Genomic DNA, 24,090 nt, shown 5'->3' with positions numbered 1-24,090 from the left:
GCGACATTACCGCCGGGTAGCCGCGGTTGTGGAGGGGGCGGCTCCCATCGTGTTCTACCCGTTGCCGGTGGTCAGTGGCCCCGGGTCGGGCAGCACGCCGCCGCCGGGCAGGGTGACGGCCGGTTCGGGGACGGGGACCAGCGGTGTCCCGGACGCCTTCGGGACGTCCGCCGTGGGGGAGGGACCGGGGGAGGGCGAGGCGGGTGGCGTCGACGGCGTGCGCGAGGGCGCGGGGCCCGGCTTCCGGTCGTCCGACGGCTTCGGCGAGGGCTTCGGGGCCTTGGGGCGCGACGGTTTCGGCCGGTCCCGGGACTCGGCGGGAGTCCCGGCGGGGGCGTCCGGCACCACCCGGTGTCCGGTCAGGTAGTACGCGTACCAGGCCTTCACCGTGCTCAGATAGGCGTCCGAGTGGTTGTAGCCGAGGATCGCCCGGTCCAGGTCGGCGGGGTTCGACAGATCCCGCCCGCCGGCGCACAGGTAGCGGCCGGCGGCGAGAGCGGCGTCGTAGACGTTGTCCGGGTCCGCGTGCCCGTCGCCGTTGCCGTCCGCGCCCCAGCGCGCCCAGGTCGACGGGATGAACTGCATCGGACCCACCGCGCGGTCGTACACCGGGTCCCCGTCGTACGCGCCGCCGTCGGTGTCCGGGACGACGGCGAAGGCGCCGCCGGTCAGCCGGGGTCCGAGGACGGGCGTCACGGTCGTACCGTCCGGGGTCACCCGGCCGCCGCGCGCCTGTCCGGACTCCACCTGGCCGATCGCGGCCAGCAGTTGCCAGCGCAGCCGGCAGCCGGGCGCGGTGCGCGCCAGTTCCTCCTCGGCACGCCGGTATGCGGCGAACACGGTCGCGGGCAGGGCACCGCCGTCGGTCACACCCCGTGCCGAGCTCTTCCTCCGGGTCCGGAGCGGGGGGAGGTCGGTGCGGTACGGGGCGTCGCCGGACACGCTGGCGCCGTGCCCGGCGGGTGCCGTCTTCGGCGCGGGCTCCGAGGCTCCGGCCGGGAGCGCCCCCGGTGCCTGTGACGCGGTCAGCGCGGCCAACGCCGCCGCCGCGATCGCCGTACCCCTGGCACCCCTCGGTGCCCCCTTGCGTGCACGCACTGCCACTGTGCAGCTCCCCTGCCTGGATGGATCCGTCAACAGCTCTACGCGGCCGGACGGCGGGTCCGTCGCGCGGAGTGCTGAGTGCTGAGTGCGGAGTGCTGAGTGCGGGGCCCGGAGGGCTGCCGGAACAGCGCTGCCGCGCGTTAGGTTGGGCGCGTGCGATTGAGAGTGGAGTTCACGACCGAACCCTTCGACCTGGACGAGGCGCCCGCGCATGCCCTGGCCGCGCGGGAGGTCATCGAGACGGCGGCCCTGGACGCCGTCGACGTCGGCCCGTTCGGCAACACGGTCGAAGGGGGCGCCGACCGCGTGCTCACCGCCGTGGACGCCCTGCTGCGCAGGAGTCTTCAGGCCGGTGCGACCCGGATCTCCCTCCAGGTCAACGTGATCACGGAGGCTGATGGATGACCGGGGACGAGCCCTTCATCACGGCCGTGAAGCCGCTGGTCGACGCCATGGGCGGGGAGCTGATCCCGCCGGACGAGGCCGGCTCCGAGGACGTCGTCCTCGCCTGGGAAGGCGTCGACGTCGTCGCCGTACGCCTGCCCCAGCTGGCCGACTCCCTCGACCACATCCTCGCCGCCATGGAGCGCCGGCAGGGCCGGCCGCTGGCCGACCTGGACCGCAAGGCCAAGCAGGAGATCGTACGGATACTGGAGGCGCGCGGCGCCTTCGCCGTACGGCACGGCGTGGAGACCGTGGCGAGCGCGCTCGGGGTGAGCCGCTTCACGGTCTACAACTACCTCAACCGGGAGAAGGGGGCCTGAGCGGACGCTGCGGGAGACGGCGTTGTCACGCGGAATTTTCAACAAAGTGTTGACGTCGTGTTTCGGAGGGCGTTAGCTGTTCGCAGCCCGCTCAAGCACGAAGGCCGAATCCGGCCACGGAGGCTCCCGTGACTTCGACTTCCACGCCCCCGGGCCTGGCCCGGTTCAACGACCTGGAGGAGCGCGCGGCCCTCGCCGCCCTCCACGAGGCGTGCGCCTCCGCCGAGTGGGGCCGGCGAATCCTCGCCGGCCGCCCCTACGCCGGCCTCGACGAGTTCTACGCCGCCAGCGACGCCGCCACGGCCGGGCTCGGCACCGCGGACCTCGAGGAGGCGATGGCCGGGCACCCGCCGATCGGGCGCCCCAAGCCCGGGGACCCGACCTCCGCCCGCGAACAGCGCGGCATGGCCGGCGCGTCCGAGGCACTCAGGGCCGAGATGCTCGAGCTCAACCTGGCCTACCAGGAGAAGTTCGGCCATGTGTTCCTGATCTGTGCCACCGGCCGCACCGGTGAGCAGATGCGTGACGCGGTCAAGGAGCGGATGGGGAACGCGCCGGAGCAGGAGCGGGAGATCGTCCGCACCGAACTGGGCAAGATCAACCGCATCCGACTGGCCCGACTCGTCGAAGAGGACGCCTGAACCATGAGCACCAGCACCACCGCCTCCGTGTCCACCCACATCCTGGACACCTCGGTCGGCCGTCCCGCCGAGGCCGTCGCCGTCCAGCTCTCCGCCCGCAGCGGCCGGGACGCGGGCTGGCAGACGCTCGGCGGCAGCGCGACCGACGCCGACGGCCGGTGCAAGGACCTCCCGGCGCTGCCGGAGGGGACCACACACGTACGGCTCGACTTCGCGGTGGAGCCGTATTTCGAGAAGAAGCAAGCCGATGCGCAGCAGGACGCCCCCGCGAATCGGGACAGCGGACCTGGCGTGTTCTTCCCGGAGGTGGCGATCACGTTCGCCGTCGTACCGGGCGAGCACTACCACGTACCGTTGCTGCTCAACCCGTTCGGCTACTCCGTTTACCGAGGGAGCTAGCTAATGCCGACCATCCTGGGACAGAACCAGTACGGCAAGGCCGAGAACCGAGTCGTAAAGATCACGCGGGACGGCGCCACCCACCACATCAAGGACCTCAACGTCTCCGTCGCGCTGAGCGGCGACATGGAAGAGGTCCACTACTCCGGCTCCAACGCCAACGTCCTGCCGACCGACACCACCAAGAACACGGTGTTCGCGTTCGCCAAGGAGCACGGCATCGAGTCCGCCGAGCAGTTCGGCATCCACCTCGCCCGCCACTTCGTCACCTCGCAGCCGGCGATCCACCGCGCCCGGATCCGGATCGAGGAGTACGCCTGGGAGCGGATCGAGACCTCCGACGCCAACTCCAAGTTCATCGGCGCGGACGAGGTCAAGCACTCGTTCGTGAAGAAGGGCCAGGAGACCCGGCTGACGCAGATCACCTATGACGGCTCGGCGTGGGAGGTCGTCTCCGGCCTCAAGGACCTGACGGTGATGAACTCGACCAACTCCGAGTTCTGGGGCTACGTCAAGGACAAGTACACGACGCTCCAGGAGGCGTACGACCGCATCCTGGCGACCTCGGTCTCCGGCCGCTGGCGGTTCAACTGGACCGACGACGAGCAGAAGATGCCCAACTGGGAGAAGTCCTACGAGCAGGTCAAGAAGCACATGCTGCAGGCCTTCGCCGAGACCTACTCCCTCTCCCTGCAGCAGACGCTGTACCAGATGGGTTCGCGCATCATCAACAACCGCAGCGAGATCGACGAGGTCCGCTTCTCGCTGCCGAACAAGCACCACTTCCTGGTCGACCTGGAGCCCTTCGGGCTCAAGAACGACAACGAGGTCTACTTCGCCGCCGACCGGCCCTACGGCCTGATCGAGGCGACCATCCTCCGGGACGGCTGTGAGCCGAAGATCCCGGTCGACATGACCAACCTCTGACGCGGGACGCGCGTCCCCGGCCCCGCCACCCGGGCCGGGGACACGCCACACCGGAGGGATCCCCATGGCACAGCCTGCGAAGGGGCCGGCCGAAGCCCCCTGTTCCACCCCGCCGGTGCACACCGAGGACGCCGCCCCGTCCGTGCACCCGGTGGACGAGAAGCTGCACGTCTCGCGACTCGTCCCCGCCGCGCTCCAGCACATCGCCGCGATGTACGCGGGCGTCGTCACACCTCCGCTCATCATCGGCCAGGCGTGCGGACTCGACATCGCGGCCCGCACCCGGCTGATCGCCGCGAGCCTGCTCATCGCGGGCGTCGCGACCGTCCTGCAGACCATCGGCGTGCGGGGCCTCGTCGGCAACCGACTGCCCTTCGTCAACGCCGCCTCCTCCGCCGGCATCGCCCCGATCCTGGCGATCGCCGAGACCAACGCCAAAGGCCACCAACTCCCCGCCGTCTACGGCGCGGTGATGGTCGCCGGTGTGTTCTGTCTCGCGGTCGGCCCCTTCTTCGGGCGGCTGCTGCGCTTCTTCCCGCCGCTGGTCACTGGCGTCGTCATCACCCTGATCGGCGTCACGCTGATGCCCGTCCCGGTCGGCTGGGCGCAGGGCGGGGACAGGACGGCCGCCGACTTCGGCTCCATGAAGCACCTCGCGCTCGCCGGGTTCACCCTCGCCGTGATCCTGCTGGTCCAGCGTTTCGGCCGCGGCTTCGTCAAGCAGGTCGCCCTGCTGTTCGGGCTGTTCGTCGGCACCCTGGCCGCCATTCCGTTCGGCATGGCCGACTTCGGCGCGCTGAAGTCGGCGCCCGTCGCCGCGCTGCCGGCACCCTTCGCCTACGGCCCGCCCGAGTTCCAGCCCGCGGCCGTCCTGTCGCTGTGCATCGTGATGCTGGTGCTGATGACCGAGAGCTCCGCCGGAATGCTCGCCCTCGGTGAGATCTGCGAGCGCCGCACCGACGCGAGGACCATCACCCGCGGTCTGCGCACCGACGGCATCGCCACCCTGCTCGGCCCGGTCTTCGGCGGCTTCCCCACCTCGGCCTTCGCCCAGAACGTCGGCGTCGTCTCACTCACCCGGGTCCGCAGCCGCTACGTCGTCGCCGTCGCCGGCGGCGCCCTGCTGGTGCTCGGCGCCTTCCCGGTCCTCGGCGCGGTCGTCTCCCTGGTCCCCATGCCGGTCCTCGGCGGCGCGGGCATCGTGCTCTTCGGCTCCATCGCCGTCAGCGGCATCCGTACACTGTCCGAGGCGGGCCTGGACGACAGCTCCAACATCATCCTGGTCGCCGTGGCGCTCGGGGCCGGCATCATCCCGCTGGCCGCGCCGACGTTCTACGCCGACTTCCCGGCCTGGGCGCAGACCGTGCTCGGCTCCGGCATCAGCGCGGGCGCGCTCGTGGCGGTCCTGCTGAATTTGTTCTTCCACCATCTCGGCACCCGGAGCGGCGGGCCCGCTCCGGCACTCAAATCCTCCTAGGGTCCTGCCGTGCCCTCCCCGTGGACACCTCCCCGCCCACGGGCCGCCACCGAAAGACAAGGAAGCACGATGGCACCATCGGCAGACCAGCGCATCGTCATCGAGAACTGTGCGATCGCGACCGTGGACGCGGGCGACACCGAGTACGCCTCCGGGTATCTGGTCCTCCTCGGCAACCGCATCGAGTCGGTCGGCGCGGGGCGGGCCCCCGAGGGCCTGCAGAACGTCGTGCGCCGGATCGACGCGAGCGGTCATCTGGCCACGCCCGGCCTGGTCAACACGCACCACCACTTCTACCAATGGATCACCCGTGGCCTGGCCACCGACCACAACCTGTTCAACTGGCTCGTCGCGCTCTACCCCACCTGGGCCCGCATCGACGAGCAGATGACGTACGCGGCCGCGCAGGGGTCCCTCGCCGTGATGGCCCGCGGCGGTGTCACCACCGCCATGGACCACCACTACGTCTACCCGCACGGCTCCGGTGACCTGTCCGGCTCGATCATCCGGGCCGCCGCGGAGACGGGTGTCCGCTTCACCCTGGCCCGCGGCTCGATGGACCGCAGCGAGAAGGACGGCGGCCTGCCGCCGGACTTCGCCGTCGAGACGCTGGAGGGCGCGCTGGCGGCGACCGAGGAGACCGTCAGGAAGCACCACGACGCCTCGTTCGACGCGATGACCCAGGTGGCCGTCGCCCCCTGCTCGCCGTTCTCCGTCTCCACCGAACTCCTCAAGGAAGGCGCCGAGTTGGCGCGCCGACTGGGGGTACGGCTGCACACCCACGGCTCGGAGACCGTGGAGGAGGAGAAGTTCTGCCACGAGCTGTTCGGCATGGGCCCGACCGACTACTTCGAGTCCACCGGCTGGCTCGGCGAGGACGTGTGGATGGCGCACTGCGTCCACATGAACGACTCCGACATCGCCGCGTTCGGCCGTACGAAGACCGGTGTGGCCCACTGCCCGTCCTCCAACGCCCGTCTGGCGGCGGGCATCGCGAGGGTCCCCGACATGCTGGCGGCCGGTGTCCCGGTCGGCCTGGGCGTCGACGGCACCGCCTCCAACGAGTCCGGCGAGCTGCACACCGAGCTGCGCAACGCCCTGCTGATCAACCGGCTCGGCGCGCACCGCGAGGCCGCGCTGAACGCCCGTCAGGCGCTGCGTCTGGGCACTCACGGCGGTGCCCGGGTCCTCGGCCGCGCCGACCAGATCGGCTCGCTGGAGCCCGGCAAGCTGGCCGACGTGGTGCTGTGGAAGATGGACACCCTGGCCCACGCCTCCATCGCCGACCCGGTGACCGCGCTGGTCTTCGGCGCGGCGGCACCGGTCACCGCGTCCTTCGTCAACGGCCGGCAGATCGTCGACAACGGCCGCCTGACCACCGTGGACGAGGACGCGATCGCCCACTCCACCCGCGAGGAGGCCCAGCGCCTCGCCCGGATCATGGCCCGCGCCTGATCCCCACACACGTCGACGGCCGGTCCGCCGGACGACACGGCGGTCACCCCTCCCGGGTGTTCCACCAACAGACCGGGCGGCCACCCTTCGTGGGTGTCCCGCTAACGGACCGGGCGGTCACCCTTCTTGGGTGTCCCGCCCACGGACTGGGCGGCCACCCCTTGCGGGTGTCCCGCCCACAGGTTCGGCGGTCACTCCGTACGGGTGACCCGCCGCCGGACTTGGCGGTCGCCCCGCTCGTCGGGGCGCTCCAGGCCCAGGCAGGCGGGCCCGGCGGCTGGTCTGCCGGACAACACGGCGGTCATCCTTCGTGGGTGTTCCGCCCACAGACCGGGCGGTCACCCCTCGCGGGTGTTCCGCCAACAGACCTGGCGGTCACCCTTCGCGGGTGTCCCGCCCACGGACCGGGCGGTCACCCCTCGCGGGTGTTCCGCCAACAGGCTCGGCGGCCACATCGCGTGGGTGCCGTGCCGATGGAGTCGGCGGTCACCCCTCGCCGGCCAACAGACTTGGCGACCGCCCCGAACGGGCGGGGCTGAGGAAACTCGGTAGGCGGTCCCTGCGGCCGTTTGCCGGAGGCTTTGGCGGGCGGCTCCTGTGGCCGGCTCGTCGGAGAGTACTTGGCAGGCGGTCCCGTAGGGGCTGCGTGCCGGAGGACGCGGTGGGCGGCCCCTGGGGCGGCCCGCCGGAATGCTCCGGTCGGGAGGGACGGCTCCCGGCCGGGGTCCGTGGACCCGAGCGGGGTCCACGGCAGCCGTCTCCGGGGCGCGTGTCGATACACGCGCCCCGGAACGGTCACCGCTCGGCCCGCTCAAGCACCACCCCCGTCCCGGTCCCGCACGACCACACGCACCACCTCCATGAAACCCACGTCGCCGAAGACGTGTTACCCGCCCGGAGGAGCAGCCGTGGCCGCCCATCCTGTTGACGAGAAACTCCCCGCCCTCAAAATGGCGACCAGCGGCCTGCAGCACGTGGCCGCCATGTACGCGGGAGTCGTCGCCCCACCCCTGATCGTCGGCGCGGCCGTAGGCCTGTCCGGCAAAGACCTCACCTTCCTCACCGGAGCCTGTCTGTTCACCGCCGGGCTCGCCACCTTCCTGCAGACCCTCGGATTCTGGAAGATCGGCGCCCGCCTGCCGTTCGTCAACGGCGTCACCTTCGCCGGCGTCGCCCCCATGACGGCCATCGTGGCGTCCGCGAAGGACAAGTCCGACGCCCTGCCGATGATCTTCGGCGCGGTCATCGTCGCCGGCCTCCTCGGGTTCGTCGCCGCCCCCTTCTTCAGCAAGGCGATCCGCTTCTTCCCGCCCGTGGTCACAGGCTCGGTCATCACCCTGATCGGCGTCTCCCTGCTCCCCGTCGCCTTCGGCTGGGCCCAGGGACCGAACCCCGCGGTGCACGACTACGGCTCGACGACCAACCTCGCCCTCGCCGGTGCCACCCTGCTGATCGTCCTGCTGCTGCGCCGCTTCACCCGCGGCTTCGTCAAGCAGATCGCGGTCCTGCTCGGCCTGATCCTCGGCACGCTCCTCGCGATACCCTTCGGGGTCACGGACTTCAGCCCCGTCGCCCACGCCGACGTCGTGGGCTTCCCGACCCCGTTCCACTTCGGCGCCCCGACCTTCCACATCGCGGCGATCCTGTCGATGTGCGTGGTGATGGTCGTCTCCATGACGGAGTCCACCGCCGACATGCTGGCGCTCGGCGAGATCGTCGAACGCCCCAGCGACGAGAGGACCATCGCGGCCGGGCTGCGCGCCGACACCCTCGGCTCCGCCCTCAGCCCCCTCTTCAACGGCTTCATGTGCAGCGCCTTCGCGCAGAACATCGGCCTCGTCGCCATGACGAGGATCCGCAGCCGCTACGTCGTCGCCGTGGGCGGCGGCTTCCTGGTCCTGATGGGACTGTGCCCGATGGCCGCCTCGCTCATCGCGGTCGTCCCCCGTCCGGTCCTCGGCGGGGCCGGCGTCGTCCTGTTCGGCTCGGTCGCGGCCAGTGGCATCCAGACCCTGGTCCGCGCCGGGCTGGAGAAGGACAACAACGTCCTGATCGTGGCCGTCTCCCTCGCGGTCGGCATCATCCCGATCACCGCGCCGAACTTCTACCACGCCTTCCCGGAGACCGCGAAGATCGTCCTGGACTCCGGCATCTCCACCGGCTGCGTCACCGCCGTCCTGCTCAACCTCGTCTTCAACCACCTCGGCAGGAACCGTGAGACGGAGGACGTCACCCACCCCATGGAAGCCGGGGAGGAACTCACACCCGCCCACTGAACTCCCGCGCGGGGCACGGCGGATGCCGTGCCTCGCGCCGTCGTATACGGCAGTCTTGGGCGCATGCCCATGAACGAGTCCGGCCGGGTAGAGGCCTTCAGCGACGGCGTGTTCGCCATCGCCATCACGCTGCTCATCCTGGACATCAAGGTGCCCAGGGCCGGTGAGCACGGTGGCCTGTGGCACGCGATCGGCGCGCAGTGGCCGTCGTACGCCGCCTATGTGGTGAGCTTCCTGGTCATCGGGATCATGTGGGTCAACCACCACCAGCTGTTCAGCTATGTCGCCCGGGTCGACCGGCCGCTGATGTTCCTGAACCTGCTGGTGCTGATGGTCGTGGCTGCCGTGCCCTGGCCGACCGCCATGCTCGCCGAGTACCTGCGCGAGGACGCCGCCTCGCACGCGGCGGCCGCCGTCTACAGCCTGGTCATGGTGGCCATGGCCCTTGCCTTCCAGGCCCTGTGGTGGCATCTGACCCGTACCGGCCACCTCTTCGACGCGCGCGTGGACACCGTGGCGGCCAGGGCGACCCGGGCCCGTTTCGCGCTGGGTTCCCTCGGCTATCCCCTGACGGTGGGCCTCGCCTTCGTCTCCGCGCCCCTCACTCTGGCCGCGCACGGCCTGCTCGCCCTCTACTACGGCTTCAACCAGGTACCGGTACCGCTCCGCCGGGACCCGGCGACGCCATGAGGTTCGCCGGCAGCTCCGCCTGCTCGGTCGCGTCGTCCGGATGTCCGGGCATGCGGAGAGCCCGGAGGGGTTCTCGCCGGTGAACCGGATCCGGTACCCGTACAGGGATCCGGGTTCAGGCCCGCGCGGTCGCCTGGCAGGGTGTGAGCGCGGGCAGCCGGCCGGTGAGGTACGACCGGGGCGGCACGCCCATCAGGGCGCGGAAGTCGGTCGTCATGTGGGACTGGTCGAAGTAGCCCGTGGCGGCGGCCAGTTCGGCCCAGCGGACGCTCCCCGCCCGGCCGGCGACGGTACGGACGCGGTCGATCCGGGCGTAGTGCTTGGGGGAGACGCCGACGCCGTCGGTGAACAGGTTCCGCAACTGCCGTTCGCTGACGGCCAGTTCCCGGGCCACGTCCCGGACCTGCGCGGGTGCCCGGTCCATCCGCACCGACAGTGCCGCCACCCCCGCCCGCAGCAGCGCCGTCCGTCCCGGGTCCACCGCGTCGGACAGCAGCCCGGGCAGCACCTCGGTGAGCCGGGGCACCGACTCCCGCGGATCCAGCCACCGCAGCTCGCGCGCGAGCCGGCGTGCCGCCCCGCCCGGCAGCTCGTCCAGCGGGACGACCCGGCCGACCAGCCCGGCGGCCGGAACGCCGAGCAACGGCCGCGCCGTACCCGGCGCGAGGCGCAGCTCCACACACGAGACGTGGGCCTTCCCCTCGTGGTACGCGGCCCGCACCCGCGGCCCGACGGCCAGCACGTCACGCCGCCCGTCCGCCGTCACCCGCAGCACCACCTTGGTCTCCGCCTCCGGCAGACGGACGAACGTCTCCTCGGGCGGCCCGGCGAAGGACAGGGTCCGCACCCCGGCGATCCAGGGGCGCAGCACTTCGGGCGTGGTCGGAACCTGCTCGGTGGTGGTCATCGGCACCCCTCCACCGTAAGTGCCCGGCACCGCCGTCGGGGCGGCCCGGCCGTGCCGGAATTTCCAAGAGCCGAGCGCCCGCGCCGGCCCACCGTGGACCTCATGATTCTGGTGACGGGTGCCACGGGCACCATCGGACGTGACGTCGTACGACAACTGGCCGCGCGCGGTGAGAAGGTGCGCGCCCTCACCCGCGACCCGGCGAAGGCCCGGGTGCCCGCCGGGGTGGAGGTGGCGCGCGGGGACCTTCGCGACCCGGCGTCCCTCAAGGCCGCGCTGGCGGGGGTGACGGCCGCCTTCCTGCTCCGCCCGCCCGGCCCCGACGAGGGACAGGACGCGGCGCTGGTCGCAGCGGCCCGCGCCGCGGGCGTACGCCGGCTGGTGAAGCTCTCCGCCATCGGCACCGGCGATCCCGCCTCCGGTCCTTCCGCGTTCTGGCACCAGGACGGCGAGCGGGCGGTGCGGGACAGCGGGACAGCGTGGACGGTGCTCAGGCCGTCGTCGTTCGCCTCCAACACGCTGAGCTGGGCCGGACCGCTCCGCGCGGGCGAGCCGGTGCCCAACCTGACCGGGGACGGGGCCTCGGGCGTCGTCGACCCGCGCGACGTGGCCGCGGTCGCGGTCCGTGCGCTGGTGGACGCCGGGCACGCGGGGCGGATGTACACCCTCACCGGGCCCGAGGCCATCAGCGTCCCCGGTCAGGCCGCCGTGCTCGCCGGTGTCCTGGGTCGCCCGGTGCCGGCCCGGGACCTGTCGCCGGACGAGACCCGCGAGTTCCTGCGCACAGCCTGGGGTTTCGACGAGGACCGGGCGGAGGGCATCCTGGCCGGCGTCGCGTTCGTCCGGGCCGGTGGCAACGCGGTGGTCACCGACGACGTACCGGAGGTGCTGGGCCGGCCGGCCCGCTCGTTCCGGGACTGGGCCGAGGACCACAAGGAGGCCTTCAGCGCCGGATGAACCCGTACTGAGCGAGGGGGAGTTGACGGGAGCGGTCCGGCGGGGGCCGGGCCCCGCCCGTCCCACCGGCGCCGAGGCCATGGCCCCGCCGGCGCCCCGGACCGCTCGTGCCGCGATCGGCGGGCCCCGGCTCGTCGTGCCGCCGGACGCTCACCCCCACCCTGCGCGACCTGGAGCGCGACGGCCTGGTCACCGCACGGTGCGTCCGATCGTGCCGCCCAAGGTGGCGTACGAACTCCCGCCCGTCGCACGTGAGTTGAGCGAGACCGTGCGACCGGCCCGGCGCTGGACCCAGCGGTCCCCGAGCGCCGGCCTGAGCTGCTCGACGCGTAGGCCCCCGGGCCCCTACAGCCCGAACAGGGTGAGGTCCGTCGTCAGCTCCTTGAACACCTCCCGCGGGTCGGCGACCAGCCTGCGCTCCTTGAGATCCAGCAGGCCGCCCACCGCGCTGACCTCGGCCGCCAGCGTGCCGTCGGCCTTGCGTATCTCCTGCAGGATCCGGAACGTCTTGCCGCCGCCCCACTCGAACCGGGTGGTCACGTCGACCTCGTCACCGGCGAGCAGTTCGTGCCGGAAGCGGAGCGTCGTCTCCAGCGCCACCGGACCCACACCTTTGTCTATGAGCCGGGCCTGGCTGATCCCGGCGGCCTGGAGCAGCGACCAGCGGGCGTGCTCCGCGTAGTTGAGGTACACGGCCTGGTTGAGGTGCCCCTGGGTGTCGGTCTCGTAGCCGCGGACGGTCACACGGACGGAAAACGGTTCGGCCACTGCTTGCCCTTCTCGCGTTCGGATCTCCGGTCGATCGATCTTGACACGCCGCTCACGTCCGGCGCGGCGAGGCCAGCAGATAGCGCACCCGCGTGCGTGGCTCGGTGTACTCGCCCGCCTGCCAGCCCGCGCGCTCCAGCGTGGCCGCGCAGGCCGCCAGGCCCTCCGCGTCCGGCGCGTACACGGCGACCGCCTCCGGCTGCGGGGTGGCGCGCACCCGGTAACCGTCCTCGTCCCCGGCCGCCGGACGGTGCCCGGCCGCCTCCAGGGCCAGCGCGGCGGCCCGCACCAGATGCCCCCGCTCCCAGCCGCACGGCCGGTCCGGCGCGCCGTCCGGGTTGGTCATCCGGCGCAGCTCCAGCAGCCCCTGCCAGGCGCTGTGCACCTCACGCAGCCGCGCCGCACCGTCCGCCGGCGGCTCCTCCTCACCTCCGACCCGCGCCGCGAACACCCCCGCGTCCGCTCCGGGCTCCTCGGCCGCCGCCTCGGGCACCGCCTCCCGTATGCGATGCCCCGCCGGGGTCAGGAAGTGCTCGTGCGGCGGCCGCGGGTGCCGGAAGGCCAGCCCCCGCTTCACCAGCGCCGCCAGCTGCGCCTGCGTACCGCGCAGCCGCCCGGTCACCGGGTCGGCGGCCTCGATCACACGCCGCTGTGCCGCGGTCGGCGGTCGTGTCATGGCGCGCCCTCCTTCCGGTGCCGTCCCCGCCGTCCCCGCGCGGGGACACCGCCGGCCGGTCCATTTCGCAGAGTACGGCCCGGGTCTGACAACGCGGCCACCCGCACCGCAGCCCCGGGCCCGGTCCCCGGACTCCCGCCGTGCACCGCCCCTGGAGCTAGGGCCGCATGTTCCACCCCGCCACCACCGGGCGCCCGTGCTCCGTCCCGAGGCGGCACAGCGTTCCCGTCGCCAGCTGGAACAGCGCCCCGTGCTGGGGCGGCAGACCCAGGCGGCGGGCCGTGAGGACACGCAGGAAGTGGCCGTGGGCGATCAGCACGACCGCGTCCCCGGTGTCGTTGAGGGCGGCGTCCACCTTGCCCAGCATCCGGTCGGCGCGCTCGCCGACCTGCTCCGGGGTCTCGCCCGGATGCTCCGGCGGCCCCGGTGCGACCCCGTCCGTGAACAGGAACCAGTCCGGCCGGTCCTGCTGGATCTCCACGGTGGTCACGCCCTCGTACCCGCCGTAGTCCCACTCGCGCAGGTCGGCGTCGACCCGGGCGTCCGGGATCCCGATCAGCCCGGCGGTCTCCCGGGCCCGCTGCAGGGGGCTGACGAACGCGGCCCCGATCCGCTGCGAGCGGATCAGCGGCACCAGCCGGCGCGCCTCCTGCCGCCCGTGCTCGGTGAGGGGTACGTCGGTCCAACTGGTGTGCCGTCCGGACCGCGACCACTCGGTCTCACCGTGCCGGACGAGAAAGAGGTCACCCACGTCAGCGCCCTTCCCGCTCGCCTGTCAGCACGGTGTCACAGGGACGCGGCCGCCCGCAGGACGGACTCGGCCAGACGGCCGTTCTCCAGGGCGGCGCCCACCCCGGAGGGGAAGGAGAAGCGGCGCCGGGTGTAGGCGTACGCGATGCCGTTCGCCGGGTCGGCGAAGCCCAGCGAGCCGGTCGCACCGCTGTGCCCGAACGTGCCGGCGTCCAGGAACGGGTAGAGCCCGCGGGTGTGCTCGAAGCCGCGCGCGAAGTGGTCCTCGCTGCCGGTGACCAGGTCCGGCCCGCCGGGGGTGCGCAGCTCACCGAAGAGCGCCGCCGTCCCGGGCGTGAGCAGCGGCGGCCTGCCGTCGACCGTGCTGATGGCGGCCGCGAACATCCCGGCGACCCCGCGCGCGTTGCCCACCCCGCCCGAGGACGCCGGCCCGAGGGCCTTCACCCGGGCGTGATTGCCGAAGGCCACGAGGTCCGTCGGCTGCCCCGCGTGCGCGTTGAAGGCGATGCCCCGGATGCTGTCCGGAGCCGCCGCACGCTCCTTCAGCAGCACCGCCTCCTGCGGGGTCGGCACCAGCGGCTGCACGTCCACCCAGCGCGGCTCGGCATGCGCCGGCAGGCCCAGGTAGTAGTCGAGTCCGTACGGCGCCCGGATCCGCTCCTCGTACAGCTCCTGGATCGACCGGCCGGTCGCCCGGCGCACCACCTCGCCGGTGAGGGCGCCGATAACGAAGGCGTGATAGCCCCAGGCGCTGCCCGGCTCCCACAACGGGCGGCGCTCCGCCAGCCGGGCGGCGGTGATCCGGTCGTCGGCCAACTCCTCGATGGTGAAGGGCTGTTCGGCATCGCCGACGAGTCCGGCCCGGTGCTCCAGCAGCTCGCCCAGCGTCAGCCGGTCCTTGCCGTGGGCGCCGAACTCGGGCCAGTACGAGGCGACTTCGCGCTCCAGGTCGAGCACCCCGTCCTGCACCAGCAGCGCGACGACGAGGTGCGCCGCTCCCTTCGCGATGGAGTACAGGGTCGTCACCGAGTCCCCGTCGAGGCCGTCCCCGCCCCACAGGTCCACCACCCGCCGCCCGCGCCGGTACACCACGAGCTGTGCGCCCGGATCGTCCCGCTCCTCGGCGAGCACCGCCGCGAACTCCTCGCGGACGCCCTCGAATCCCTCCGCCACCGTGCCGTGCACGTCGATCCGCATGCGTCATTCCCCCAGTCCGGCGATCATCGACGGAGGTCGTCAACGTGGCGACGGCGCCGGGCATTCCCGGCGCCCCCGGCCGACGCGTGTTTTCCCTCCCGACCCCACGGGCCGGACACGTCTCGTGGCTCAGGTGCCCGGCGGGACCAGCGTGTTCTCGGTGCCGAGGGCCGTGGCGCCCGTGTCGGCGTACAGCGAGGTCTCACCGTCGGACCAGCGCACGACCAAGTCGTTGCCGGTGTGGTCGGAGGTGAGGTCACCGGTGGTCATGACCTGGGCGTGCTGCCAGGTGCCGTTCGGGCCGCGCAGCCGGGAGCGGGCGCCGAGCCCGGCGGCCGAGACGCCGGTGCGGCTTTCGAGCGAACCGTCGGACCAGCGCACGAGCAGGTCCGCGCCGCTCGTCCCCTTGAAGGCGCCGCCGCTGAGCAGCGCGGCCTTGGTCCAGGTGCCGTTCGCCCCGGCGAGCCGCTTGCCGGGGCCGAAGGAACCGGAGCGGATCTGGGTGTACAGGACGAGACTGCCGTCGGACCGGCGCACCAGCAGGTCGGTCGCGCCCTTGGCGCCGTGGAACTGGCCGGCGGTGAGCTGCATGGCGTCCTTCCAGTCGGACTTGGGCTTGGCCATCTGGACCTCGCGGCCCACCCCCGAGGTGCCGAGGGCCGGGTAGAGGGTGACCTCGCCGTCGGACCAGCGCACCAGCAGGCCGGGCCGGGTGCCGCCGAAGGTCCCGCCGGTGATGCTCCGGGCGTGCGTCCAGGTGGAGTTGGCCTTCAGCAGCCGCTTCTCGGCCCCGAACCCGCCGTTGCCGTCGCCCGGGTACAGCGTGACCCCGCCGTCGGACCAGACGACGAGCAGATCGCCGAGGTGGTCACCGGTGTAGTCGGCGGAGGCCAGCAGCGCGGCCTTCTGCCAGCGGGCCGCGCCACCGGGCAACTGCAGGCCCTGGTACGGCGGCAGACCGGAGGGCGGGTCCTGGCCGGCCACCGCGTCCGCGAGGAGGTTCGCGGCGTCGGCGCCGAACGCCGGGGCGTAGCTGATGTAGTCGACGTTCGCGTCGTTGCCGCCGCCGTTGTAGCCACCGAGGTCGCCGATGACGTGTCCGGTGCGGGCGTCGTCCTTGTAGTCGGTGATCCAGGGGCTGCCGGACGTGCCGCCGTAGTAGCCGCCGCAGGTCATGGACAGCTGCCGGTAGCCGGGGAGCTGCGTCGTGGGCACGGTGCACTTGACGGCGCGGCCCGCGCTGTTGTGCTGGTAGGAGGGGTAACCGACGACGGTGACGTTCTTCTGCGTGTAGCCGGTGGGCCGGGTGAAGGTCAGGCCGCCGCCCACCGCGTCCTGAAGGCTCTGGCCGTTCTGGTTGGGCGAGACCCGCGCGAACGCCGTGTCCAGGTCGGACACGGGCTTCTTGGTGGTCGACGACCCCTTGTCGGGGACGTAGCGCGGGTCGATGTAGACGTGCTGGATGTGGAAGATGCCGTACGGCTGCTCGTCCGGTCCGGCGCCCTTCACGAACTCCGGGACGAAGACGTAGTCGCCCTTCATGTTCAGCGCGCAGTGGGCCGCGGTGAGGACGACGTCGCGGACGCTGGTGTCGATGACACTGCCGGTGCAGTGCCAGGCCGTGCCGCCCGGCCCGTCGGACCCGAAGAACGTCCCGACCAGCGGCGTTCCCTTGAACAGGGTGCCCTGCGGCCGGCCCGCGGCCGCGGCCGACGCCCCGGGCCCCTCCGGCCGGGCGCGGTCCCCGTCCAGCGGCGCCGCGTCGGCCATGCGCTGCGCGGTCCACGACCGCGCGGCCTGCCGGGCCTCCTGCCCTGCGGCCGGGCCCGGTGACCCGGCCGGCCCGGCCTGCGCGGCGGGAACCCCGCCGCCGAGGGCGGCGCCGCACACCACGGCGACGGTCACGCGGCGCATGCGTGACGAGGACGGTCTTGTGTACGAGAACAACGGTGCTCCCCCTGGTCTGCTGGAACCGGACGGGGGGAACGGCGGCGCGCGCCGGTCGAGCGCACACGGAGAAACCACGCGTTCAAGGACCCCCCAGGCCGGCCCCGCCGTCGGAGACGACGGGTCGCGTGATCTTCGCACATCCTTGCGAAGCCCGGACAAGCGGGCGTCGCCAATAGCGCACCCTCCGCCCTCCGTCAAGTAACGAACAGTCGGGGCTGGGGCGCCGCATCGCTCGCGGGGGACGGTGGCAGCCGACCTTCCTGCGACCCACCGCAGGCGGACGCCGACCCGGAAGGAGGCGTGGATGTACCGCTGGCTCGGCTCCTTCGCCACCCGCCGCCCCCGCCGCGTGCTGCTCGCCGCCCTCGGCTTCCTCGCCCTGTCGCTGGTCCTCGGCCCGTCGGCGACGAGCCGGCTGAAGACGCAGGGGTACGACGACCCCGCCTCCGACTCCAGCTTCGCGGCCCGCGTGACCGCGCCGTACCAGGGCACGTCCGCGAACCTGGTGGTCGTCGTGCGGGTCCGCCGCGGCGGGGTCGACGATCCCGCCGTGCGCACCGAGGGACGCGCACTGACCCGGCGCCTGGCCGCCCAGCCCCACGTGAGCGACGTGTCCTCCTACTGGAGCGGCGGGGTGAGCGAGCTGCGCGGCCGCGACGGCCGCTCGGCGCTGCTGATCGCGCACGTCGACGGCGACGGAGAACAGCTCGGCCCGCGCGCCGAGCGGGTGCGCGCGGCGCTGTCCGGCCGGTCCGACCTCACGGTGCACGTGGGCGGCACCGCCCTGGCCGACCACGAGATGCAGGACCTCGCCGCCTCCGACCTGAAGCGGGCCGAGGCCGTCGTCCTGCCCGGCACACTCCTGCTGCTGGTCCTGGTGTTCGGCAGCGTGATGGCGGCGGCCCTGCCCCTGCTGATCGGCGTCCTGGCGATCGGCGGGACCCTGCTGACCCTGAGCCTCCTCGGTCAGGTCACCGATGTGTCGGTGTTCGCGCTGAACCTCACCACCGCGCTCGGACTCGGCCTGGGCATCGACTACGGGCTGCTGATCGTCTCCCGGTTCCGGGAGGAACTGACCGCCGGACACGAACCCCGCGAGGCCGCCCGGCGGACGGCATGCGCCGCGGGCCACACCATCTTCTTCAGCGCCGCCACGGTCTGTGCGGCACTGGCGGCCCTGCTGCTCTTCCCTCCGTACTTCCTGCGCTCCTTCGCCTATGCCGGCATCGCCGTGGTGGCCGTCGCCGCGGTCGCGGCCGTCACGGTGCTGCCGGCGCTGCTGGCGTTGCTCGGCCGCCGCGTGAACGCGTGGGCGGTGCCCTGGCGCCGCCGGGCCCGGGCCGGTTCCGCGTCCCGGTTCTGGGAGCGGCTGGCGCGTGGTGTCGTACGCCGCCCGGTGCTCGCCGCACTGCCGGTGCTGGCCCTCCTGGCGGTGCTCGCGGCACCCTTCACCCACGCCGGGTTCGCGACTCCCGACGACCGGGCGCTGCCCCGTACCACGTCCAGCCGTCAGGCCGGCGACCTGCTGCGCGGCGACTTCGACCGGGGGAGCCCCGACGCCCTCACGGTGTTCTTCACCAGCCGCACGCCGCAGAGCGCGCGCAACTACGCACCCGCGCTGTCCGAACTGCCCGGCGTGGCCGAGGTCGTCGGACCGTCCGGGGTGTGGCGGCACGGCGTCAGGGTGGCCCCCGCGGGCTCCGCGGCGACCCGCCTCCTGCCGCACGGTCCCGGCGCTCCCGCGCTGTTCTCGGTGGTGCCGTCGGCCGACCCGCACTCGGACTCCGCCCAGCGCCTGGTCCGCACCGTCCGCGGCACGCCGACGCCCGCGGGCACCGAGATCCACGTCGGCGGGCCGAGCGCCGCGCTCGTCGACGCCAAGGACACCATCGCCCGGCGGCTGCCGATCGCCGCCGCCGTGATCGCCGGCAGTACGTTCGTGCTGCTGTTCCTCTTCTCCCGCAGCCTCCTGCTGCCGCTGAAGGCGATCACGCTGAACTGCCTGAGCCTCGCCGCGGTCCTCGGCGCCATGGTCTGGATCTTCCAGGCCGGGCACCTGCGCACGCTGCTCGGCTTCACCCCCGGGCCGCTCAGCACGACCATGCCGGTGCTGCTGTTCTGCGTCGTCTTCGGGCTCTCGGTCGACTACGAGGTCTTCGTCCTGGCCCGCATCAAGGAGGCGCACGACGCCGGACACGACACGGCCGACGCGATCGTGAACGGCGTCGCCCGCACCGGCGGCATCGTCACGACAGCGGGCGCCCTGCTCGCTTTCACGCTCCTCGCCTTCGGCACCTCCCAGGTGTCCCTCCTGCAGTTCTTCGGGATCGGGGCGGGCCTCGGCGTCCTGCTCGACGCGAGCCTCGTGCGCGGTGTCCTCGTGCCGGCGTTCATGCGCCTCGCCGGCGGACTGAACTGGTGGGCGCCGCGGCCGTTCGCCGGACCCGCCCGCACCGGACGGCCGTTCGCCGTGCGGCCCTTGTCCGGACCGGCCCAGGCGCCTCCCCCGCCGGCTCCCCGCCCCCGCAGGCACGACACCGGCACACCCGCCGCGACCGCCGGGGCGCGGCGGGCACCGCCCTCGTCCCCGTCCGCCCACCACCCCTCCCACCACGGCTGCCCGCCCCGGGCACCAGAACCGAAGCAGGTCTCCCATGAATGACATCGCCGTCGTCGGCCTCGGCTGCCGCTTCCCCGGCGCCCGTGACACCCACGCGTACTGGCAGCTCCTCCTCGGTGCGGAGCGGCGGTTCGCCCCCGTCCCGAAGGAGCGGTGGAATCACGCCGCGTTCCATGACCCCGTCGGCCGGTCCGCCCCCGGCACCGCCTACACCGACCGGGTCGCCTTCCTCGACGGAGTGGACCGCTTCGCCGCCCGGCACTACGGTCTGCCACCCCGCCGTGCGCAGGCCATGGACCCGCAGCACCGGCTGATGCTCGACGTCACCCGCGAGGCCCTCGACGACGCGGGGCTCGGCCGGGGTGACTACGACCGGGAGAACACCGGCGTCTTCTTCGGCCTGTCCGCCTCCGACTACCGGGAGCTCATGACGGCGGGCCTGAGGGCACGCGGCATCGCCGACGGATCGACCGACCCCGCCCTCGCGCGGGCGCTCGAGGAACGGGCCGGGGAACTGCCCGCCGTCGCCGACCCGTTCAGCCTGCCGGGAAGCCTGCTCAACATGGCGCCCGCCGCCGTGAGCCGGCACTTCGGCCTGGGCGGCCCCAGCTTCGCCGTCGACGCCGCCTGCGCCAGCTCCCTGGTCGCCCTCGACCAGGCGATGCTGCACCTGCGCCGGGGCACCTGCACCACGGCCGTCGTCGGCGGTGTCTTCCTCAGTCTCACCCCGGACAGCCTCGTGGGTTTCTCCCGTCTCGGCGCGCTGTCGGCCGAGGGCGTGTGCCGGCCGTTCGACGAACGGGCCGACGGCTTCGTCCTGGGCGAGGGCGCCGGCGCGGTCGTCGTGCGGCCCCTGCAGGACGCGCTCGCCGCCGGTGACCGTGTCTACGCCGTCATCAAGGGCATCGGCTCGGCCAACGACGGCACCACCCCCGGCCCGGTGAGCCCGACTCCCGAAGGACAGCTGCGGGCCATGCGCCGCGCCTACGCCGACGCGGGCCTGCCGCCCTCCGCCGTGGGGTTCATCGAGGCCCACGGCACCGGTACCGCGGTCGGCGACCGCGTCGAGGTGGAGGCGCTGCGCCGGCTGCGCACCGAGTACCCGGACGAGGACCCCGGCCTGAGCTACCTGTCCTCGGGCAAGGCTCTCATCGGGCACTCACTGTCCGCCGCGGGCATCGCCGGGCTGATCAGGACCACGCTGGTCGTGCACCACCGTACGGTCGTGCCACAGCCGGACTTCACCCCCCACCCCGGTCTCGGGTTCCACACCGCCGGCCTGCGCGTCGCCGACACCGTCCGGCCGTGGCCCGACGGCGACGCCCCGCGGTGCGCCGCCGTCAGCGCGTTCGGCTTCGGCGGCACCAACGTCCACGTGGTCCTGCAACAGGCGCCCGCCCCGGTCCCCGTACGACGGCCGGCGGGCGCCCGGTCCGCGCCCGAACCCCGGCTCGCCCTGATCTCGGCGGGCAGCCCGGAGCTGCTCCAGGAGCACATCGGCGCGCTGCTCGACACCCTGGAGCACACGCCGGGCCTGTCGATGGCGGCACTGTCCCACAGCCTGGGCGGGCGCGAGCCGCTGCCCAGCCGGCTTGCCATCGTGGCCGCCGGCACCGCCGAACTCACCGCGCGGCTGCGCCGGGCCCGGCAACAGCTGGCCCACGGGGCCCGGGGCGACCTCGGTGACGGTGCCTTCGCCTCCGACGCGCCCCTGCCGCCGGCCGAGCGCCGCGTGGCCTTCGTCTTCCCCGGCCAGGGCAGTCAGCAGCCGGGCATGCTGCGGGACCTCCACCAGAGGTTCCCGGAGTTCCGCCGCGTCGTCGGCGCGCTGGGCGCCGCGGCCGGGACCGATGTGTCCGGTCTGCTCTACGGCGGCCGTGCGCACGAGGCGGAGGTGAGGCGACGGCTCGCCGCCACCGAGGTGTGCCAGCCCGTGCTCGGCACCGTGCAGATCGCCGCCACCCGGCTGCTGGCCGCGTGCGGGGTGGCCCCCGACCTCGTACTCGGCCACAGTCTCGGCGAGTTCGCCGCGGCCGCGGCGGCCGGCTTCCTCACCGACGAGGAGACCGTACGGCTGCTCGCCCACCGGGGTGCGGTGATGGGGGCCGCCGAGGCCGAATCCCGCGGCGGGATGCTCGCGGTGCAGGCCGACAGGCAGACCTGCCGCAGGCTCGTGCGGGGCATCGACGACGTGTGGCTCGCGTGCTTCAACCACGCGCGCCAGATCGTGGTGAGCGGCAGCGAGGAAGGGATCGACGCGCTGCGGCGGGTCTGCGCCGAGGCGGGGGTCGCGACCTCCGCCCTCGAGGCGTCCCACGCCTTCCACTCGCCGCGCCTGGCCCGGGCCGACGACGCCATGCGCACGGACCTCGCCCGCCGCCCCCTCGGCACGCCCCGCCTGCCGTTCGTGTCGGCCGTGAGCGGGACGGTGTGCGGCGAGCCGGAACGGCTGCGAGAGCTGTGGGCGCGGCACACGTCCGGGCCGGTCCACTTCGGCGACGCCGTGCGCAGCGCCTACGACGCGGGCGCCCGTGTCTTCCTCCAGGTGACCGGGGGCGGTTCGCTCCTCACCTCCGTCCGCCGCAACCTCGCCGACCACGAGGACGTCCACGTCGTCGCCGGTACGGCGCCCGGCGACGCGGGCGGTTTCCCGCGGGCCCTGGCCCGGCTGGCGGTCCTGGGTGTCCCGGTCGACCCCCGGGCCCTGGCGGGGGAGGACGACCGCCGGCCGCTGGACCTGCCGGTGGCCCGGCTGGAGGAGCGGTCCTACTGGCTTCGCCGACCCGATCCCGGGCGGAAGCCCTTCACGCTCCACACCCCGGCCGACGACTCGACCGGCCGTCCGGTGGACGACTCGACCGGCCGTCCGGTGGACGACTCGGCCAAGGAGACCCCGATGCACGAACTGCTCGACCTCATCCAGCAGCAGGTCACGATCCTCAGGCGCCTGAGCGACACGCTGCCCGCCATGGACACGGCCACGGTCACCGCCCGGTCCCGGTCGGCGGCCCGTCCTCCCGAGGCGTTCTCCCCACCGGGCGACCGTCCCGCCCCCGGGGCCGAGGAGGCCGTGCTCGAACACATAGCCCGCGTCAGCGCCTTCCCGGTGGAGCAGCTGCGGTCCGGTCAACGCCTGGTCGACGACCTCGGCTTCGACTCGCTGATGCTGACCGACCTGTTCACCTCGCTCAAGGGCCGCTGGCCCTCGCTGACGATCGACGAGCGGTGCGCCCGGCCGACCGTCGGAGGCATCACCGCGATGGTCACGGAGGAGGCCGGGGAGGCCGGCGGCCCGCCCCCGGAGGAGCAGCGGCGCCCGGAGTGCTTCCCCGAGGTCACCGCCCACCGCGAGCGGATCGGGGCGCTCGGTGAACTCCGGCTGGGGAACCCCTACTTCCTGGTCCACGACGGCGGCATGACGGACCGGACGGTCGTCGAGGGCCGGGAACTCGTCTCCTTCTCCGGGTACAACTACCTGGGCCTGGCCACGCATCCCGAGGTGGGTGCGGCCGTGAAGGAGGCCGTGGACCGGTACGGCACATCGGCCTCCGCCAGCCGGCTGCTGTCCGGCACCCGTCCGCTCCACCTGGACCTGGAGAGCGAACTCGCGCGCACTCTGGGGACCGAGGACGCGATCACCCTGACCAGCGGGCACGCCACCAACGTCACCGTGGTCGGGCACCTGGTCGGGCCGGGTGACCTGATCGTCCATGACGCGCTCGCCCACGACAGCATCCTGCAGGGCTGCAAGCTCTCGGGTGCGACGCGGCGGCCCTTCCCGCACAACGACGCGGCGGCCCTGGACGCACTCCTCACCAGGGTCCGCCACCAGTACCGACGGGTACTGGTCCTGGCCGAGGGCGTGTACAGCATGGACGGTGACATCGCCGACCTGCCGGGCCTGGTCACGGTCAAGCGGCGGCACGGCGCGCTGCTGATGGTCGACGAGGCGCACAGCATCGGCGTGCTCGGCGCCACCGGACGCGGTGTCGGCGAACACCACGGCGTCGAGCGCCCGGACGTCGACCTGTGGATGGGCACCCTGTCCAAGTCCCTGGCCGGCTGCGGCGGGTACGTCGCGGCGAACCGTGCCGTGGTCGACTACCTGCGCTACACCGCGCCGGGCTTCGTCTACAGCGCGGGCATGACCCCGGCCAACGCGGCCGCCTCGCTGGCCGCGCTGCGGCTGATGCGGGCCGAACCGGAGCGCCTCGCCGGGCTCAGGGAGAACGCGGCGCTGTTCGTGCGCCTGGCCCGCGGGTCGGGTGTCGAGACGGGCAGCAGCGGGGGTACGCCGATCGTGCCGTGCGTCGTAGGGGACTCGGCAAGGACGTTGCGGCTGGCCCGGGCGCTCTTCGAACAGGGCGTCAGCGTCAACCCGATCCTGCATCCGGCGGTCCCCGAGGAACTGGCCCGTCTGCGGTTCTTCGTCACCTGTGAGCACACGCCGGAGCAGATCCGGTACACGGTCGCGGCGCTGGCAGGGCAACTGGGCCGGAGCGGTGGCGCGGACACGGCCCGCACGGCGTGAC

The 24,090-nt window shown here is 73.1% G+C and carries 19 protein-coding genes; 12 read left to right on the top strand and 7 right to left on the bottom strand.

The genetic code is table 11. The features are described from left to right. Window positions 1-54: 54 nt before the first annotated feature. The gene (locus AB0D93_RS17230; RefSeq protein WP_362119994.1) at window positions 55-1,104 is read right to left on the bottom strand and encodes a lytic transglycosylase domain-containing protein; all 1,050 of its coding nucleotides are present in this window, start codon (window positions 1,102-1,104) and stop codon (window positions 55-57) included. Window positions 1,105-1,257: 153 nt separating this feature from the next. Between AB0D93_RS17230 and AB0D93_RS17225 the strand changes: the two genes are divergently transcribed. The 9 genes from AB0D93_RS17225 (at window position 1,258) to AB0D93_RS17185 (ending at window position 9,733) form a co-directional block, all read left to right on the top strand. Continuing rightward, window positions 1,258-1,509 carry a hypothetical protein gene (locus tag AB0D93_RS17225; protein ID WP_362119992.1) on the top strand — a complete coding sequence of 84 codons (252 nt, stop codon included), beginning with the start codon at window positions 1,258-1,260 and terminating at the stop codon, window positions 1,507-1,509. Further along, on the top strand, window positions 1,506-1,868 hold the full coding sequence (locus AB0D93_RS17220) for a helix-turn-helix domain-containing protein (protein WP_362119990.1): 363 nt from the start codon (window positions 1,506-1,508) through the stop codon (window positions 1,866-1,868). Before AB0D93_RS17225 ends, AB0D93_RS17220 begins: the two co-directional genes overlap by 4 nt. 128 nt (window positions 1,869-1,996) lie before the next feature. Further along, on the top strand, window positions 1,997-2,509 hold the full coding sequence (gene uraD, locus AB0D93_RS17215) for a 2-oxo-4-hydroxy-4-carboxy-5-ureidoimidazoline decarboxylase (protein ID WP_362119988.1): 513 nt from the start codon (window positions 1,997-1,999) through the stop codon (window positions 2,507-2,509). 3 nt (window positions 2,510-2,512) lie between these two features. Then, entirely contained in the window at window positions 2,513-2,908 is a 396-nt protein-coding gene (uraH, locus tag AB0D93_RS17210; protein ID WP_362119985.1) for a hydroxyisourate hydrolase, read from the top strand. A gap of 3 nt (window positions 2,909-2,911) precedes the next feature. Continuing rightward, window positions 2,912-3,835, top strand: a complete 924-nt coding sequence (gene pucL, locus AB0D93_RS17205) for a factor-independent urate hydroxylase (RefSeq protein WP_362119983.1) — start codon at window positions 2,912-2,914, stop codon at window positions 3,833-3,835. A gap of 64 nt (window positions 3,836-3,899) precedes the next feature. Beyond that, window positions 3,900-5,312, top strand: coding sequence for a nucleobase:cation symporter-2 family protein (locus AB0D93_RS17200; protein WP_362119981.1), 1,413 nt, complete (start codon window positions 3,900-3,902; stop codon window positions 5,310-5,312). Window positions 5,313-5,381: 69 nt separating this feature from the next. Further along, window positions 5,382-6,767: an 8-oxoguanine deaminase gene (locus AB0D93_RS17195; protein ID WP_362119979.1), complete on the top strand. Its 1,386-nt coding sequence runs from the start codon at window positions 5,382-5,384 to the stop codon at window positions 6,765-6,767. A gap of 860 nt (window positions 6,768-7,627) precedes the next feature. Beyond that, window positions 7,628-9,043 carry a nucleobase:cation symporter-2 family protein gene (locus tag AB0D93_RS17190; RefSeq protein WP_362119977.1) on the top strand — a complete coding sequence of 472 codons (1,416 nt, stop codon included), beginning with the start codon at window positions 7,628-7,630 and terminating at the stop codon, window positions 9,041-9,043. Window positions 9,044-9,106: 63 nt separating this feature from the next. Continuing rightward, a complete protein-coding gene (locus tag AB0D93_RS17185) occupies window positions 9,107-9,733 on the top strand; it encodes a TMEM175 family protein (RefSeq protein WP_362119975.1) in 627 nt (208 codons plus the stop codon). Window positions 9,734-9,848: 115 nt separating this feature from the next. Here the strand turns inward: AB0D93_RS17185 and AB0D93_RS17180 are convergent, their stop codons facing one another. Next, complete coding sequence (locus tag AB0D93_RS17180; protein ID WP_362119973.1) at window positions 9,849-10,640, bottom strand: helix-turn-helix domain-containing protein; 792 nt, start codon at window positions 10,638-10,640, stop codon at window positions 9,849-9,851. Between the two features lie 93 nt (window positions 10,641-10,733). On the opposite strand from AB0D93_RS17180, the gene AB0D93_RS17175 reads away from it, so the two are divergent. Then, window positions 10,734-11,597, top strand: coding sequence for an NAD(P)H-binding protein (locus tag AB0D93_RS17175; RefSeq protein ID WP_362119971.1), 864 nt, complete (start codon window positions 10,734-10,736; stop codon window positions 11,595-11,597). Between the two features lie 345 nt (window positions 11,598-11,942). Here AB0D93_RS17175 and AB0D93_RS17170 read toward each other — a convergent pair whose 3' ends face one another. From AB0D93_RS17170 to AB0D93_RS17150, 5 genes are all read right to left on the bottom strand, one after another. Continuing rightward, complete coding sequence (locus AB0D93_RS17170; protein ID WP_362119969.1) at window positions 11,943-12,365, bottom strand: thioesterase family protein; 423 nt, start codon at window positions 12,363-12,365, stop codon at window positions 11,943-11,945. 52 nt (window positions 12,366-12,417) lie between these two features. Beyond that, on the bottom strand, window positions 12,418-13,041 hold the full coding sequence (locus AB0D93_RS17165; RefSeq protein ID WP_362119967.1) for a hypothetical protein: 624 nt from the start codon (window positions 13,039-13,041) through the stop codon (window positions 12,418-12,420). Between the two features lie 157 nt (window positions 13,042-13,198). Next, window positions 13,199-13,792, bottom strand: a complete 594-nt coding sequence (locus tag AB0D93_RS17160; protein WP_362119965.1) for a histidine phosphatase family protein — start codon at window positions 13,790-13,792, stop codon at window positions 13,199-13,201. 35 nt (window positions 13,793-13,827) lie between these two features. Further along, window positions 13,828-14,988: a serine hydrolase domain-containing protein gene (locus AB0D93_RS17155; protein ID WP_362119963.1), complete on the bottom strand. Its 1,161-nt coding sequence runs from the start codon at window positions 14,986-14,988 to the stop codon at window positions 13,828-13,830. Between the two features lie 129 nt (window positions 14,989-15,117). After that, the gene (locus tag AB0D93_RS17150) at window positions 15,118-16,902 is read right to left on the bottom strand and encodes a trypsin-like serine protease (protein ID WP_362119961.1); all 1,785 of its coding nucleotides are present in this window, start codon (window positions 16,900-16,902) and stop codon (window positions 15,118-15,120) included. 340 nt (window positions 16,903-17,242) lie between these two features. Here AB0D93_RS17150 and AB0D93_RS17145 point away from each other — a divergent pair, with 340 nt between their 5' ends. Continuing rightward, on the top strand, window positions 17,243-19,600 hold the full coding sequence (locus AB0D93_RS17145) for an MMPL family transporter (protein WP_362119959.1): 2,358 nt from the start codon (window positions 17,243-17,245) through the stop codon (window positions 19,598-19,600). Continuing rightward, a complete protein-coding gene (locus tag AB0D93_RS17140) occupies window positions 19,593-24,089 on the top strand; it encodes an aminotransferase class I/II-fold pyridoxal phosphate-dependent enzyme (RefSeq protein WP_362119957.1) in 4,497 nt (1,498 codons plus the stop codon). The genes AB0D93_RS17145 and AB0D93_RS17140 overlap by 8 nt, the downstream gene beginning before the upstream one ends. Window position 24,090 lies beyond the last annotated feature (1 nt).

Origin of the sequence: Streptomyces sp. NPDC048191 (assembly GCF_040652655.1) — a bacterium.
GTDB lineage: Bacteria > Actinomycetota > Actinomycetes > Streptomycetales > Streptomycetaceae > Streptomyces.
The sequence above is the reverse complement of the archived record's forward strand: the minus strand, read 5'-3'. Positions and strand labels throughout refer to the sequence as shown.